Annotated in this window: 14 protein-coding genes; all 14 read right to left on the reverse strand. The window is 59.6% G+C overall.

What is annotated here, in order from left to right; all coding sequences use genetic code 11:
• The 14 genes from fliG to ACTJK9_RS13190 all read right to left on the reverse strand — a co-directional run bounded on the left by fliG (window position 1) and on the right by ACTJK9_RS13190 (window position 14,123).
• Window positions 1–1,020, reverse strand: a complete 1,020-nt coding sequence (fliG, locus tag ACTJK9_RS13125; protein ID WP_007958288.1) for a flagellar motor switch protein FliG — start codon at window positions 1,018–1,020, stop codon at window positions 1–3.
• A complete protein-coding gene (fliF, locus tag ACTJK9_RS13130; RefSeq protein ID WP_007958290.1) occupies window positions 1,013–2,800 on the reverse strand; it encodes a flagellar basal-body MS-ring/collar protein FliF in 1,788 nt (595 codons plus the stop codon). Before fliF ends, fliG begins: the two co-directional genes overlap by 8 nt.
• Before the next feature lie 15 nt (window positions 2,801–2,815).
• Window positions 2,816–3,145, reverse strand: a complete 330-nt coding sequence (fliE, locus tag ACTJK9_RS13135) for a flagellar hook-basal body complex protein FliE (protein ID WP_011333048.1) — start codon at window positions 3,143–3,145, stop codon at window positions 2,816–2,818.
• Window positions 3,146–3,273: 128 nt separating this feature from the next.
• Window positions 3,274–4,665 (reverse strand): sigma-54-dependent transcriptional regulator, encoded by a 1,392-nt coding sequence (locus tag ACTJK9_RS13140; RefSeq protein ID WP_440814221.1) that lies wholly within the window; start codon window positions 4,663–4,665, stop codon window positions 3,274–3,276.
• A gap of 5 nt (window positions 4,666–4,670) precedes the next feature.
• Window positions 4,671–5,882: a sensor histidine kinase gene (locus tag ACTJK9_RS13145; RefSeq protein ID WP_440814224.1), complete on the reverse strand. Its 1,212-nt coding sequence runs from the start codon at window positions 5,880–5,882 to the stop codon at window positions 4,671–4,673.
• Between the two features lie 110 nt (window positions 5,883–5,992).
• The gene (locus ACTJK9_RS13150; RefSeq protein ID WP_039765583.1) at window positions 5,993–7,468 is read right to left on the reverse strand and encodes a sigma-54 dependent transcriptional regulator; all 1,476 of its coding nucleotides are present in this window, start codon (window positions 7,466–7,468) and stop codon (window positions 5,993–5,995) included.
• Window positions 7,469–7,640: 172 nt separating this feature from the next.
• Window positions 7,641–7,937, reverse strand: coding sequence for a hypothetical protein (locus ACTJK9_RS13155; RefSeq protein ID WP_007958300.1), 297 nt, complete (start codon window positions 7,935–7,937; stop codon window positions 7,641–7,643).
• Window positions 7,938–7,947: 10 nt separating this feature from the next.
• Entirely contained in the window at window positions 7,948–8,346 is a 399-nt protein-coding gene (fliS, locus tag ACTJK9_RS13160; RefSeq protein ID WP_007958302.1) for a flagellar export chaperone FliS, read from the reverse strand.
• A 129-nt stretch (window positions 8,347–8,475) separates the two neighbouring features.
• Window positions 8,476–9,942, reverse strand: a complete 1,467-nt coding sequence (gene fliD / locus ACTJK9_RS13165) for a flagellar filament capping protein FliD (protein WP_085611532.1) — start codon at window positions 9,940–9,942, stop codon at window positions 8,476–8,478.
• An 80-nt stretch (window positions 9,943–10,022) separates the two neighbouring features.
• Window positions 10,023–10,379, reverse strand: a complete 357-nt coding sequence (locus tag ACTJK9_RS13170; protein ID WP_085611533.1) for a flagellar protein FlaG — start codon at window positions 10,377–10,379, stop codon at window positions 10,023–10,025.
• Window positions 10,380–10,450: 71 nt separating this feature from the next.
• Window positions 10,451–11,311, reverse strand: coding sequence for a flagellin domain-containing protein (locus tag ACTJK9_RS13175; RefSeq protein ID WP_007958307.1), 861 nt, complete (start codon window positions 11,309–11,311; stop codon window positions 10,451–10,453).
• 243 nt (window positions 11,312–11,554) lie between these two features.
• Window positions 11,555–11,821, reverse strand: a complete 267-nt coding sequence (locus ACTJK9_RS13180) for a hypothetical protein (RefSeq protein WP_440814228.1) — start codon at window positions 11,819–11,821, stop codon at window positions 11,555–11,557.
• Window positions 11,818–13,110, reverse strand: coding sequence for a motility associated factor glycosyltransferase family protein (locus ACTJK9_RS13185; protein ID WP_440814230.1), 1,293 nt, complete (start codon window positions 13,108–13,110; stop codon window positions 11,818–11,820). Before ACTJK9_RS13185 ends, ACTJK9_RS13180 begins: the two co-directional genes overlap by 4 nt.
• 86 nt (window positions 13,111–13,196) lie before the next feature.
• Entirely contained in the window at window positions 13,197–14,123 is a 927-nt protein-coding gene (locus ACTJK9_RS13190) for a ketoacyl-ACP synthase III (protein ID WP_085611535.1), read from the reverse strand.
• Window positions 14,124–14,312: the final 189 nt, after the last annotated feature.

Genomic DNA, 14,312 nt, shown 5'->3' on the forward strand with positions numbered 1-14,312 from the left:
TTAGATCATTTCCTCGCCGCCCTTGCCACCGAGCACGATTTCTCCGGCTTCGGCCATACGGCGGGCGATGGTGAGGATTTCCTTCTGCGCGGTCTCCACGTCGCTGACGCGCACCGGGCCCTTGGCCTCGAGGTCGTCGCGCAGCAGTTCGGCGGCACGCTTGGACATGTTCTTGAAGATCTTCTCCTTGACGCCTTCGTCCGACCCCTTGAGGGCCAGCACCAGCACATCGGAAGAGACTTCGCGCAGCAGCGCCTGGATACCGCGGTCGTCGACATCGGCCAGGTTGTTGAACACGAACATAAGGTCTTCGATCTGACCGGACAGGTCTTCGTCGACTTCGCGGATCGAGTCCATGAGCTGGCCTTCGATCGAGCTGTCGAGGAAGTTCATGATGTCCGCCGCCCGCTTGATACCACCCAGGGTGGTGCGCGAGGCGTTCGAGTTGCCGGAGAACTGCTTCTCGAGGATCTGGTTCAATTCTTTCAGCGCGGCCGGCTGCACGGTGTTCAACGACGAGACGCGCAGGATGATGTCCAGACGTACCTTGTGGTCGAAGTTGCCCAGCACTTCACCGGCCTGATCCGGATCGAGGTACGCGACCACGATCGCCTGGATCTGCGGGTGTTCGTAACGGATCACGTCGGCAACGGCGCGCGGCTCCATCCATTTCAGGCTGTCGAGACCACTGGTGTTACCGCCCAGCAGAATGCGGTCGATCAGGCCGTTGGCCTTGTCTTCACCCAGGGCCTGGGTGAGCATTTTGCGCACGTAGTCGTCGGAGCCGACGCCCAGGCTGGTCTGGTCGCCGACGATGTCGACGAACTCGCTCATGACCTGCTCGACCTGCTCACGGTGGACGTTGCCCATCTGGGCCATGGCCACGCCAACTCGCTGGACCTCTTTGGGGCCCATGTGGCGCAGCACTTGTGCGGCATCGGTCGAACCCAGGGACAGCAGCAGAATCGCGGCTTTATCGACCCGGGACAGTTTGGCGACGGCGGCTCGGTTATCACTCATCTGCGTTAATCCACTCTTTCACGACCTGGGCCACACGACCCGGGTCTTCTGCCACCAGACTCTTGATTGCGTTCAACTGAGCGTCATAACCCTCGCTCGGGCTCGGCAGCAGGATGCTGGTCGGGCCGCCGAGGCTGACGCGATCGTTGGACAGTTCACCATCCAGACCGCCCATGCCACCGAGTTCCATGTCGCCGCCCAGACCGGCCAACTCCTTGCTTTTGCCGCCACCGGTGATGTTGTTGAGCACCGGACGCAGCACGCCGAACACCAGCACCAGGATGAACAACACGCCCAGCACTTGTTTGACGATGTCCCAGAACCATGGCTGGGAGTAGAACGGAATGTCAGCGATCACTTCGCCGCGCTCGGCGGAGAACGGCATGTTGATCACGCTGACGCTGTCGCCACGGCTGGCGTCGAAGCCGACGGCGTCCTGTACCAGACGGGTGAAGCGCGCCAATTCGTCGGCGCTCCACGGCGCACGGGTGGTTTCACCATTGGCCGGGTTGATCTTGACCTGATCGTCCACCACCACCGACACCGACAGGCGATTCAGGCGACCCTGCTGCTGTTTGGTGTGGCTGATGGAGCGGTCGAGCTCGAAGTTCTTGGTGGATTGTTGACGCTTGTCCGCCGGATACGGCGCGAGCATCGGCTGGCCGGTGGCCGGGTCCATGATCTGCTGACCGTTGGCATCAACCAGTGGCTGGCCTGGCTGCACCATGCTCGCCGGGGCGGCTGCACCACCGGTGGTCTGCGGCGCCGAAGCCGGCGAAGGTGGCTGGTTGCTCAAGGCACCCGGCACACCTTGCGGGCCATTGCTGGCAGTGCGTTGTTCGTTGACCGACTGTTCGCTGCGCAGGGCCGGTTGATCCGGGTTGAACTGCTCGGCAGTCGACTCGACGGCACTGAAATCGACGTCGGCCGAGACTTCAGCCTTGTAGCGATCGTTGCCCAGTACCGGTTGCAGAATGTTGTGCACGCGCTGGGTGAGCATGCTTTCCATGCGGCGGCTGTAGTCGAACTGCTTGCCGGCCATGGTCATTTCGGAGTTTTCCGCCTGATCCGACAGCAGGTTGCCCTTCTGGTCGACGACGGTGATCTGCGACTTGCTCAGCTCGGGAACGGAGGTCGCCACCAGGTTGATGATGGCAACCACTTGGCCTGGCTCCAGCGAACGACCGGAGTACAGCTCGACCAGTACCGAAGCGCTTGGCTTGCGTTCGTCACGCACGAACACCGAGCTTTTCGGGATCGCCAGGTGAACGCGCGCGCCCTTGACGTTGTTCAGGCTGGAGATGGTGCGGGCCAGTTCGCCTTCGAGGCCGCGACGATAACGGGTCGCTTCCATGAACTGGCTGGTGCCCAGACCCTGTTCCTTGTCGAGGATTTCAAAACCGATGTTGCCGTCGCTGGGAGTGACACCAGCGGCCGCGAGCTTGAGCCGCGCACGGGACAGGTCATCGGCCTTGACCAGCAAGGCGCCGGAATTCGGTTCGACGGTGTAGGGAATGTCGGCGGAGGCCAGGGTGTCCATGACCTGCTTGGCGTCCATGCCGGCAAGGCTGCCGTACAGAGGCCGGTAGTCCGGTTGCTGCGACCACAGCACCACGGCAAAGCCAATCGCCACGCTCGCGGCCAGGCCGACCAACAGGCCCACCTGACGCAGCACGGTCATCTCGGAGAGGTTTTCCAGGAAGGACAGGCCGAACAGCGGCGGTTTGCCGTCTATCGGGGTGGCCTTGGCCGGAACGTTATCGGCGACTGCTTCTGCCATGACTCAATCTCGTCCTTAAACCGGCATCTGCATGATGTCTTGATAAGCCTGAACCAGCTTGTTGCGCACCTGGGTCAGGGCCTGGAACGATACGCTGGCTTTCTGCGAGGCAATCATCACGTCCGTTAGATCGACGCCGCTCTTGCCGATCTCGAACGCGTTGGCCAATTGGCTCGACGCCTGCTGGGTATCGTTCACTTTGTTGATGGCTTGACCGAGCATGTCGGAAAAGTTGCTGCCTGCCACTTCCGGGACAGCGGAAGTCGATTTCGGCTTCGACATGGCGTCCATTTGCATGGCCTTCATGTCCATCATCAACCGATTAAATTCAATACCTTGGCTCATGGTCTACTCTCTTGGGCGGCCCGCAATTTTTTGACACTCACTCGGCGGGTACTCAGGTGTTAGCAACAACGGTGCCAGCTCATGGGCACCGCTTTCATAAAAGCCGTTTCAAACGTTTGCGCCACCCGTCAGGTGGCGAACAGGTAGCCTTCGACATCCATGCCCGCATCGCGCATTTGCGCCAGTTTGTAACGCAGGGTGCGCGGGCTGATGCCGAGTTTTTCCGCGGCTTCCTTGCGCCGGCCGCGCTCGGTACGCAGGGTGTCGATGATCATCTGAAACTCGCGGCGACGCAGGTCATCGCCCAGTGCACCGGCCGAATCCGCCTCGATTTCGACTTCACGAATGACCGGCGCAACCGGAACGGCCGCCGGCAATGGCGCGAATAACGCAGGCCCGGAGAGGCAGAAATCCTGTGGCTGGATCAAGCCGCCCTGCTGCAGAATCAAGGCCCGCTGGATCGCGTTATCCAGCTCGCGCACATTGCCCGGCCACGGATAACCGATCAGGCACGCTTGCGCCTCGGGCGAGAACTTCGCCATCGCATGCTTCATTTTATTGACGTGTTTGGCCAACAGACGCTCGGCCAGCGGCAGGATATCGGCGGTGCGCTCGCGCAGCGGACGCCAGGCCAGCGGAAATACCGACAGACGATAATAGAGGTCTTCACGGAAGCGCCCCGCCGCCACTTCGCCGGCCAGATCACGGTTGGTGGTCGCTACCACGCGGATATCCAGGGTGATCGGCTTGCGGGCGCCGACCCGCTCCACTTCCCGCTCCTGCAACACCCGCAGCAGTTTGGCTTGCAGGCCGAGGGGCATTTCGGAAATTTCATCGAGCAGAATGGTGCCGCCGTCCGCCTGTTCGAACTTGCCGGCCTGGGCCGCAATGGCGCCGGTGAACGAGCCTTTTTCGTGACCGAACAGGGTGGCTTCGAGCATGTTGTCCGGGATCGCCGCACAGTTGATCGCAATGAACGGCTGACTGGCGCGATGGGATTGCTGGTGGATGTAACGCGCCAATACTTCCTTGCCAGTACCGGACTCGCCGGAAATCAGCACGGTAGAATCACTGCGCGCGACCCGCGCTGCCAGATCCAGCAATTGCGCACTGGCAGGCTCGACCGCGACCGGGCCTTCGGCATCACTGACGCCAAGGCTGCCCAAGGCGTGACGGGCTACCAGATCCAGCAGAGCCTTGGGTTCGAACGGCTTGACCAGATAATCCGCCGCGCCTTGACGCATCGCATCGACCGCGCGCTCGACCGCACCATGGGCGGTCATCAGAAGCACCGGCAATTGCGGCTGTCGCGCGCGCAGCAGGCCGAGCAATTGATGGCCGTCCATGCCCGGCATGTTGACGTCGCTGACCACCAGACTGAACGCTTCGCGCTCGACGGCGCTCAGCGCCTCTTCGGCCGAACCCACTGCGTGATAGTCGTGACCGGCCAGCAGCAGCGTATCGGCCAGCGCTTCACGCAACGAGCGGTCGTCCTCGACCAGCAGAACCTTGATGCCCATGACCTTCACTCAGCTCCCTGAACAGCAGAAAACAACGGCAGGATGACCTGCGCGCACGTACCGCGCCCGACCCGCGAACGCAGCTGCAATTCTCCCTGATGCGCACGCGCCACGGCCTTGACCACGGTCAGGCCCAGGCCGGTCCCGGTGACTTTGGTGGTGAAAAACGGCTCGCCCAGCCGCGCCAGCACCGCCGCATCAATACCGCTGCCGCTGTCGCTGACACACAAACGCAAGGTGTTGTCGCGGGTATAGCAATGCACCTTCAGACGCACCTCACCGGCACTCGCCTGAATGGCGTTTTCAATCAGATTGAGCAGCGCCCCGACCAGCGTGTCGCGATTGCACAGCAACTCGCCGGCATGGCTGTCGCATTGCCAGCGGATCGGCAGATCCTGCACATGGGTCAGCGCCGCGGCCTGCAACGACAGCATCAAGGCATTCGGCGTGACACGGTCGGTCAGCGGCAGCTCGCCACGGGCGAAGACCAGCATGTCGCGCACCTGATGCTCCAGCTCATGCAGACGCTCCTTGAGGCGACCGGCAAAACGCTGCTGGGTCGCGACCGGCAGTTCCTGCTCGGTCAAATGACTGGCGTACAGCAACGCGGCAGACAACGGTGTGCGGATCTGGTGAGCCAGGGACGCGACCATCCGCCCCAGGGACGACAGGCGCTCGTGGCGCGCCAGCTGATCCTGCAAGTGACGGGTTTCAGTCAGGTCGTTGAGCAGCACCAACTGCCCGGGCTCGGCATCCAGCGAGCGGGTGGCAATCGACAGGCGTCGACCGTTTTTCAAGGAAATTTCGTGACCGTCATCTTCACGGGGCGCGAAGCAACGGGTGATGACGTGGCGCCACAGCTCGCCTTCCAGCGGCAGGCCAAGCAATTCGATAGCGGCAGGATTGGCCTCGCACACAATGCCGTGACCGTCGATGACGATGACGCCACCGGGCAACAGGTCGAGGAGGTTTTGCAGACGGTTGGCCAGGCGTTCTTTTTCCGCCAGTTCCTGCATGCGCTGGGCACTGACCACGGCCAGCTCGCCCTTGAGCTCGGTGACCCGGGCTTCGAGCATGCTGTAGGAGTCGGTCAACTGGCTGGACATCTGGTTGAACAGGGCGAATGCCTGCTCAAGCCCCTGGCGGCTCGCCTGCTCTACGGACGGCAGTTGCCCCGAGGACTCGGGAACAGAAGACATCTGGGAGGCTTGGGGCATTGTGCTTTCTCGCTTGGCTGACCGTCAGTTAAACGGAACGTTGCGAGGGACATAGCAATACCCGTGCCTAAAAAAAACCACTTATAAATGAAGCAGTTGAAAAACAGGCGTCAATCATCCGCCTGTTCATCACCTTCACGACGGCTCATGCCGTACTTGCGCATCTTCTCCACCAGCGTGGTGCGGCGAATGCGCAGACGCTCGGCAGCACGCGCCACGATGCCATTGGCATCGTCCAGCGCCTGCTGGATCAGGCCCTGCTCCAGACCACCGAGGTAGTCCTTCAGGTCGAGACCTTCCGGCGGCAACAGGGCGTTGGCGCTGAAGTCCGGCGTATGGCCGTTGATCGCCACGCGCTCTTCCAGGTCGCTGCGCAGGCTGTCGACCATCTGCTCGTCTTCGTCGTCGACGTAGCGGAATTTCTTCGGCAACTCGACCACGCCGATCACCCCGTACGGATGCATGATCGCCATGCGCTCCACCAGGTTGGCCAGTTCGCGGACGTTGCCCGGCCAGCCGTGACGGCACAGGGACATGATCGCGGCGGAGTTGAAGCGGATCGAACCGCGCTTCTCGTGCTCCATGCGCGAGATCAGCTCGTTCATCAGCAGCGGAATATCTTCGACGCGCTCACGCAGCGGCGCCATCTCGATCGGGAACACGTTCAGGCGATAGTAAAGGTCTTCGCGGAAGGTGCCGATCTCGATCATGCTTTCGAGATTCTTGTGGGTCGCGGCGATGATGCGTACGTCGACGCTCTGGGTCTTGTTGCTGCCCACGCGCTCGAAGGTGCGCTCCTGCAGCACGCGCAGCAGCTTGACCTGCATCGGCAGCGGCATGTCGCCGATTTCGTCGAGGAACAGCGTACCGCCGTTGGCCAGCTCGAAGCGGCCGGCACGGCTGGTGATCGCGCCGGTGAAGGCACCCTTCTCGTGGCCGAACAGTTCGCTTTCCAGCAACTCGGCCGGGATCGCCCCACAGTTGACCGGCACGAACGGCGCGTCGCGGCGCTTGGAGTGGTAATGCAGGTTGCGTGCGACCACTTCCTTGCCGGTACCGGACTCGCCGAGGATCAGAACGCTGGCGTCGGTGTCGGCCACTTGCTGCATCATCTGACGCACGTGCTGGATCGCGCGGCTGGTGCCGACCAGGCTGCGGAACAGGTTGGGTTCGCGATGCCGACCACGCTCACGGGCCTGGTCGTACATCTCGCGATAGACCTGGGCACGGTGCAGGGAGTCCAGCAGTTTGCTGTAGCTCGGTGGCATTTCGAGGGTCGAAAGCACCCGGCGGCGTTGGTCTTCGGGCAGGTCCACCGAAGAATTATCGCCCATCAGCAAAACCGGAAGGAACTCATCCCAGGTTGAGAGTGTCTTTAGCAAGCCCAAAAGCGCACCAGGAGCATTAACCGTCCCGATCAGTACGCAAATGACCTCACGACTAGACGACAAAGAGCCGACTGCCTGCTGCCAGTCATGGCTTCCGCAGGGTAAATTTTCTTCGCCAAGAAAATTTAAGATCACCGCCAGGTCGCGGCGGCGGACGCTATCGTCATCGATCAGCAGAATTTTGGTTTCACGCCACATGCAATAGCAACTTCCCTAGTCAACTCAATGCCCAAAATGAGGGGCAAGCGAGACGCTTGCAGGACACCTTGTGCCTGTAGACGCCTGAAATCTGAAAACAGCCACTAGTTAAGTCAAAAAACCGTGCACAGTCAAATTTATGGCGCACATGTCTGGATTAACTGGGGGTTAATTAACCAAACAGATGGTAAACCTTTGCCGCGTTCTGCGCTTGGGTGATCTGCGACATCTCGTCGACTATCGCCTGACGCTCACCCATCGCCACTTCCAGAAGCTGCTTGTAGACATGCAGCAACTCTTCAAGGTTATCGCGCAAGGCGACCTCGTCCACCGAGGCTTCACTCAATACATCTTCCATGCAGGAACGGCAATCCAGATCCAGTTGACCGATCGCCTCCCAGTTGCGCTCGGCCAGGGCTCCGACCAAGGCTGCTCGGGTTTCTTCAATTCGCTGCAAAACAAGACTCATGGTGATCTCCTCAGAACTGCGGAGCGGGCGCAGGTGCGATCGCATCCCAGCCTTCCTTGACGGTGCTCAGCAAGCCGGCAACCTCATCAAGAATGCGCGGATCGCTGCTGATGTTCGCCTCGGCGAGACGCTTCATCATGTAGATGTAAAGACCATCCAGATCAGCCAGCGTATCCGCGGAATTTTCCAGATCCAGGCCTTCGCGCAGTCCGCTGACGATGCCGATGGCCTTGCTGATCGACGTGCACTTGGCAGGAATATCCTTGCGCTCGATCGCACCTTTGGCCTGAGCGATACGGTCCAGGCCGCCTTCCATCAGCATTTGCACCAGGCGATGAGGGCTCGCTTCAGACGTCTGAGCGTGCGCGCCTACTTTCTGGTATTGCCGAAGGGCTAACATCGGATTCATGTTCTACCTCATTTGCCACAATGACTCGTATGAACAGTGTATCGCCAGCGAGTCGAAAAACTTTAGACCACAAGACAAAAACCCGGCGCACGCTCAAAAGCGTAGCCGGGTTTTTGTCGCTCTTGCATGTTACTTCGCGGATTGCTGAGCGTTGAGCGAGGCGAAGAAAGACGTGATGTTGCTCGCCGTAGACTTCATCTGACCTACCAGCAAGTCCATGGCGTTGTATTTTGCAGTCAACGTCTTGGTCAGGTTGGCAACACGCAGATCGAGCGCCAGTTGCTGACTGGTCAGGCTCTTGGTGTTGTTGTTCAGGATGGCCATGCGCTGATCAAGCAAACCTGTAGCAGTAGGCAGACTACCGGCAGGAGGCTTCAGGTACGGATCCACCGCCTTGCTCATACGCGCCAACAGACCGTTGGTGTCGTTGGTACCAGTAAACATCTGCTGGACCTGACCGGTCATGCCCGGCGTGGACATGGCCTTGTTGAAAGCCGTCGTATCGAGCGACAGGTTGCCGGTGAGCTTGTCGGTCATCACACCCAGCTGCGACAGATAGGCCATAGGACTCCCCGCAGCAGCTGCACCCGGAGCTGTCAGCTGCGCACGGATATCGGCGATCAACGAACGCGGCAGGGAGTCACCGGTGAAGGCCGCCTGAACGGTCAGCTTGCCATCCTCATCCGGTGTTGCCTTGGACAAGGTGTCAATGGTGCTCTTCAAGGTATTGTAGGCATCAACGAATGCCTGAACCGAGGTCTGCAAGCCCTTGGTGTTGGTATCGACAGTCACCGTGACAGGCGTCCCGGGTATCGCCGGAACAGTCAGGAGGTTCAATGTCAGACCACTGATTGCACCGGTTACCGTGTTGCTCTTGCTGGTTACCGCCAGACCGTCAATGGTCAGCGAGGCATCCTGAGCGAGGCCGCCGACCGATCCGGACGCACCTGCCGCCGGAGTGGCGCCCATCACCTGGGTGCCATCGATTTCCAGACCGGCAATACCGCTGACGGAAAGGTCGGAACCCGAACCGGTCTTGCTGGAGCTGATCACCAGCCGCGAAGCGCCAGTACTGTCGGTGACGATGTTGGCGGAAATACCGTTGGAGCCCTGTGCCGTGTTAATGGCGTCACGAGTGCTCTGCAAGGTCGCATTGGCCGGGATCGTGACATTGTAATCAGTGCCATTCTGACTGATTTTCAGGGTACCACTCGGAATGGCACTGGCCGCACCGCCGGCAAAGGATGCACTGGCAACTTTCGAACCGGTGGCCAGCTTACTCACGACAACACTGTAAGTACCGGAAACTGCAGTGTTATCCGAAGTCACACCCAAAACCGCAGGTGTACTCGATGTGGCGGTGTAACCGGCAAATGCAGGATTGGTCTTGCTGCCCAGATTGGTCATCGCGGTCTGGAATGCCGTCAGCGCACTCTTCAGCGTACCTACACCGGAAATCTTCAGCGTGTTGGTTTTCGTCGCATTGTCGATCTGCGTCTGCTTCGGCGACTTGTCGGCGTTGACCAGCGCAGTAACGATCGCACCGATGTCCAGGCCGGAACCCAGGCCAGAACCCGGTAAAATTGGACTTGCCATGTGCATCTCCCTTGGGTTGTTGCCAGTCTTTTGACCATTACCTGCATCTAAAGAACTTCAAACATTATTCATGCCAGCTATCAGACTTTGGCGTCGAACAACACGTGACTTGCGTTGGCGAGGCTGTCTGCCAGCTTGAGGGCCTCTGCGGAAGGGATCTGTCGTACGACCTCGCCCGTCTCGCTTGCGATCACCTTGACGATGACCTTGCCGGAATGCTCGTCAATCGAGAACTCCAGATTGCGCTTGATCGACTGAACGAACTTCTCGATCTCCTGCACCGCCAGCTTCAGCTTGGTCTCATCTGACTCCTGACTCTTTTTCGAGGCAGGAACAGCATCAACGGTCTGAGGCTTGGTTTCCGACGGCTTGTCGGCAACGGTATTGGCTGGCTTGGGAGCCGGATAAGACACGTTAAGCTTGACGCTCATGTCCATGCTCATCACCTCATAACGTAAAAAGCGAGAGAGCACGCAAGCGCACTCCCCCGCCAAAACTCATTCCGAAATTACTGAAGCAGCTTCAGTACAGCGGAAGGCAGTTGGTTGGCTTGAGCCAGAACAGAGGTCGAAGCCTGTTGCAGGGTTTGCTGCTTGGTCAGGTTAGCAGTCTCTGCGGCGAAGTCGGTATCTTGTACGCGACCTTGTGCAGCAGTGGTGTTCTCGGTGATGTTCTGCAGGTTCTGGATGGTGCTGGTCAGACGGTTTTGCGAAGCACCCAGGCTGGCACGAGTTGCACCGATTGCAGCGATAGCGGCGTCGATTGCAGTGATCGCGTTGTCGATGTTCTGCGAAGCAGAACCAGCGCCAGTACCGGTAGTACCGGTCAGAACTACAGTACCGCTACCTACGGACAGGCTGACGGCGTCGAACTTGGAGCTCAGTACCAGGTCGATGTGGTTAGCCGAACCGGTGTTCGCGCCCACTTGCAGGGTCACAGTACCAGCCGAACCGTCCAGCAGGTTTTTGCCGTTCAGGTTGGTAGCAGCCGAGATACGGGTGATCTCGTCGGACATCTGAGCGAATTCAGCGTTGGTAGCGGTCTGGTCAGCAGTGCCGTTGGTACCGTTACGTGCTTTAACAGCCAGTTCACGCATACGCTGCAGAATGTCGGTCGAAGCTTGCAGAGCGCCTTCAGCGGTCTGGGCAACGGAGATACCGTCGTTGGCGTTCTGGATTGCCTGGGTGTTACCGCGGATCTGGGAAGACATACGGTTGGAGATCTGCAGGCCAGCGGCGTCGTCTTTAGCGCTGTTGATTTTCAGGCCGGAAGACAGGCGCTGCATCGAAGTCGACAGAGCGTCGGAAGCGCGGTTCAGGTTTTTCTGAACGTTCAACGACGTGGTGTTGGTGTTTACTGTTAAAGCCATGACGAATTCCTCGTTGGTTGGGTACTGCGGCTTCCGGCCCTGGCAACCGCCGGGTATGGCCTAGAGAACCTTCGTAATAGTTATCGTCGGGTTTGCAGGTTGCTTGAGGGCTTTTTTGAAAAAATTTGCCATCACCCTGCCACCCCCTAGAAAACAAAGACTTAGCAGCACTTTACCTTCGAAAAAATGACGTCATAAAACCGTCCGTGGCGCAAACCTGCGAGCCAGCGCCTTCGCTCCTCTTCAGGCAGACGGTTCCTCCAGCAATTGAATCAACTCGTACTCCATGAAATCGGCAAGTCCCAACCAGTCCTGACGCTCCTGGCACTCGAGCATTTGCGTGAGCAACTGCGCCCAGACTTGCTGCGTCGGTGCGCCTGCCGTCAGCAATAACTGCTGCGCGCCCTCGAACACATCGACCATGGTCAACGAGGCCTCGACATCACGCCCCAGGCGGAACAGCCCGGCGCACTGGTGGCATTCATCTACCCATGATTGCAGTGCAGTCATTGCACGAACTCCTGATTGAAACCCGTCCCGGCAATCTGTGCCCCCGCGCGGCTGCTGTTGAAAAACGCCACCTGCGGCTGACTGGCGATATAGCGCTCCAGCACACACAGATAACCGCGAAAATTAAGCTGGGTACTGACACGCTGGCCATACCCGTCACGCACCCAGTGCCGCGCCTGATTCACCGACGGCCCCAGGTCACCGTCATTCCAGCCGGCATGGGTCTTGTTCATCGGAAAGGCAAAATCGGCACCGAACAGCGTGATGCGTGCAGCGCCCATCTTCACCGCCAGGTCCACGGCCGGGTGAATCACACTGCCACCCACATGCAGCAGCGCCCTCGGGTGCTGTTCACGCAATGCCGCATAGACCGGACTGGCCGAGTAACCGCCATAACGCTTGCCCTTCCAGGCCCTCAGCACCTCGGGGTCACTCATGGGCAGATACACCAGCGGGATGCCGTCGGATTCCTCAAATGGCAAATGCCGGAAGCTGATGCGCTGATCGATACTCACCACATAGTCGGGCACGATCCCGTGCTCGCGCAGCGGCCGGTACGCGGTATCGACACAAATGATCAACGGACGCCCGGCCCGCTCGCGGATCGCGGCCAGACGTTCGAAATGCTGTTCCAGCGTCGGGCCGGTGCCGATCACATAGATCTCCCGACCGGCACAGGTGCCGAACAGCGTTGCCACATCATCGTCAGCCAGCAGTACCGGCAAGCAGTCCTGCAGACGCTGTTGAATGAACGGTGACTGCGGATCGAATTCACGATTGTTGAAGCTCAGGTGCACTTCGCTGACCAGCCGATCGCGGATCTTCGCGTTGTAGTCATCGGCCAGCAACATCTCGGCAGGCAATGCGAAAAACGGCGTGCAGATGTCGGGCAGGTCGCCGGCGTAGAGCAATTCAACCCGCTTGTCCTGCAACCACTCCCGTTGATCGATCAATTGCAGCACCAGGGCAAACAACGCGCCGTTGAGGATGTGCACATACAGGCGCTCGAACCCGGTGCGTTCCAGCAGCACCGTGGGCAAGTCCCCGAGGCCGGTGCCGTAGACATGCAGTTGCGGCTTGTCCGCCGGCAGGCTGGCAGCCTGAATCTGCGCCTCGCGGACACGGTCATGCCGGCTGGTGAGCTGAATGCCGCCAATGCTCAGCGTCGAGCCCAGCCCCTGCGTCAGCTCAGCCTCGATCGCCGAACTGTCTTCGTTCAGCAATCGTGCGAACAGCGCCGGCCAGCGTCGCTCGACGACTTCAGCATTGGCCTGGAAAAACTCACTCATGGCGCCTCGCACTCCTTTCAGGCAAAAAAATAGCGTTCAAGGTTAACCCTTGAACGCTATTTTTGTATCCGCCGTTTTTAACCGATTCAAGGACGATAAATAATCGCCGAACCCCACGACAGACCGACGCCGAAACCACTGATCGCGATGCGGTTCCAGTCGGAATCCATCACGTGTTTTTCCAGCAGCAGCGGCACACTGGACGACACGGTGTTGCCGGTCTCGACCATGTCCTTGATGAACTTCTCCGGCTCGCCTTCGAACCGCCGCGCCACGGCGTCGACAATCGCCGCACTGCCCTGGTGAATGCAGAAGGCATCGATGTCATCGGCCTTCAGACCGGAATCGTCGAGCAGTTCGTGCAGATGCGCAGGCACCTTGAGCAGTGCGAAGTTGAACACCTGACGGCCGTTCATGAAGAACACGCCATCGGTGACTTTCAGGTGCGGTGCGCCGGAACCGTCGGTGCCGAACTTGGCCTTGCCCAGCGCCCAGACAGGGTCTTCGCCCATCCAGGTGGCAGTGGCGGCATCGCCGAACAGCATGGTGGTGTTGCGGTCTTCCGGATCGACGATCTTCGAATACGGGTCGGCGGTGATCAACAGACCATTCTTCAGGCCGGCGGCTTCCATGAAGCCTTTGATCGCATAGATGCCGTAGACGTAACCGGAGCAGCCCAGGGAAATATCGAACGCCGCGACATTGGTCGGCAGGCCGAGTTTGTCCTGGACGATGGCCGCGGTGTGCGGCAGGCCTTCTTCGTCACCGTTCTGGGTGACGACGATCAGCGCATCAATGGATTCACGTTTCAGTTCAGGGTTGTTGGCAAACAGCGCATTGGCCGCTTCAACGCACAGATCGGAGGTTTCCTGTTCCGCGTCTTTGCGTGGAAGGAAGGCCGAACCGATCTTGCCGAGGATGAATTCTTCATCCTTCTCGAATTTTGCACCTTGTGCGTAATTGTCCACGCCGGCTACAGGAACGTAGCTCGCAATGCTTTTTATGCCAATCATTACGGCTTCCCAATAATAAACAGCCCAATACCACCGCTCGCAAGGATTCGAGGGGCGCCGACAAACAGAAAACGGCCGCCACAACGGGCAGCCACGGGGAGCGCAAAGGGCTATCACTGGAACCGAAAACGGGCCAGGCGCCATCTCCCCCTTCATTACAATACAGTGAAGATGCGCGTTATGACTCGC

This window comes from Pseudomonas sp. 22082, assembly GCF_052046055.1.
Classification (GTDB): Bacteria; Pseudomonadota; Gammaproteobacteria; order Pseudomonadales; family Pseudomonadaceae; genus Aquipseudomonas; species Aquipseudomonas pharyngis.

Bases quoted from the DNA above. Each gene is read 5' to 3' on its own strand.
- fliG (WP_007958288.1), bottom strand. From the start codon at position 1,020: ATGAGTGATAACCGAGCCGCCGTCGCCAAACTGTCCCGGGTCGATAAA.
- fliF (WP_007958290.1), bottom strand. From the start codon at position 2,800: ATGGCAGAAGCAGTCGCCGATAACGTTCCGGCCAAGGCCACCCCGATA.
- fliE (WP_011333048.1), bottom strand. From the start codon at position 3,145: ATGAGCCAAGGTATTGAATTTAATCGGTTGATGATGGACATGAAGGCC.
- ACTJK9_RS13140 (WP_440814221.1), bottom strand. From the start codon at position 4,665: ATGGGCATCAAGGTTCTGCTGGTCGAGGACGACCGCTCGTTGCGTGAA.
- ACTJK9_RS13145 (WP_440814224.1), bottom strand. From the start codon at position 5,882: ATGCCCCAAGCCTCCCAGATGTCTTCTGTTCCCGAGTCCTCGGGGCAA.
- ACTJK9_RS13150 (WP_039765583.1), bottom strand. From the start codon at position 7,468: ATGTGGCGTGAAACCAAAATTCTGCTGATCGATGACGATAGCGTCCGC.
- ACTJK9_RS13155 (WP_007958300.1), bottom strand. From the start codon at position 7,937: ATGAGTCTTGTTTTGCAGCGAATTGAAGAAACCCGAGCAGCCTTGGTC.
- fliS (WP_007958302.1), bottom strand. From the start codon at position 8,346: ATGAATCCGATGTTAGCCCTTCGGCAATACCAGAAAGTAGGCGCGCAC.
- fliD (WP_085611532.1), bottom strand. From the start codon at position 9,942: ATGGCAAGTCCAATTTTACCGGGTTCTGGCCTGGGTTCCGGCCTGGAC.
- ACTJK9_RS13170 (WP_085611533.1), bottom strand. From the start codon at position 10,379: ATGGACATGAGCGTCAAGCTTAACGTGTCTTATCCGGCTCCCAAGCCA.
- ACTJK9_RS13175 (WP_007958307.1), bottom strand. From the start codon at position 11,311: ATGGCTTTAACAGTAAACACCAACACCACGTCGTTGAACGTTCAGAAA.
- ACTJK9_RS13180 (WP_440814228.1), bottom strand. From the start codon at position 11,821: ATGACTGCACTGCAATCATGGGTAGATGAATGCCACCAGTGCGCCGGG.
- ACTJK9_RS13185 (WP_440814230.1), bottom strand. From the start codon at position 13,110: ATGAGTGAGTTTTTCCAGGCCAATGCTGAAGTCGTCGAGCGACGCTGG.
- ACTJK9_RS13190 (WP_085611535.1), bottom strand. From the start codon at position 14,123: ATGATTGGCATAAAAAGCATTGCGAGCTACGTTCCTGTAGCCGGCGTG.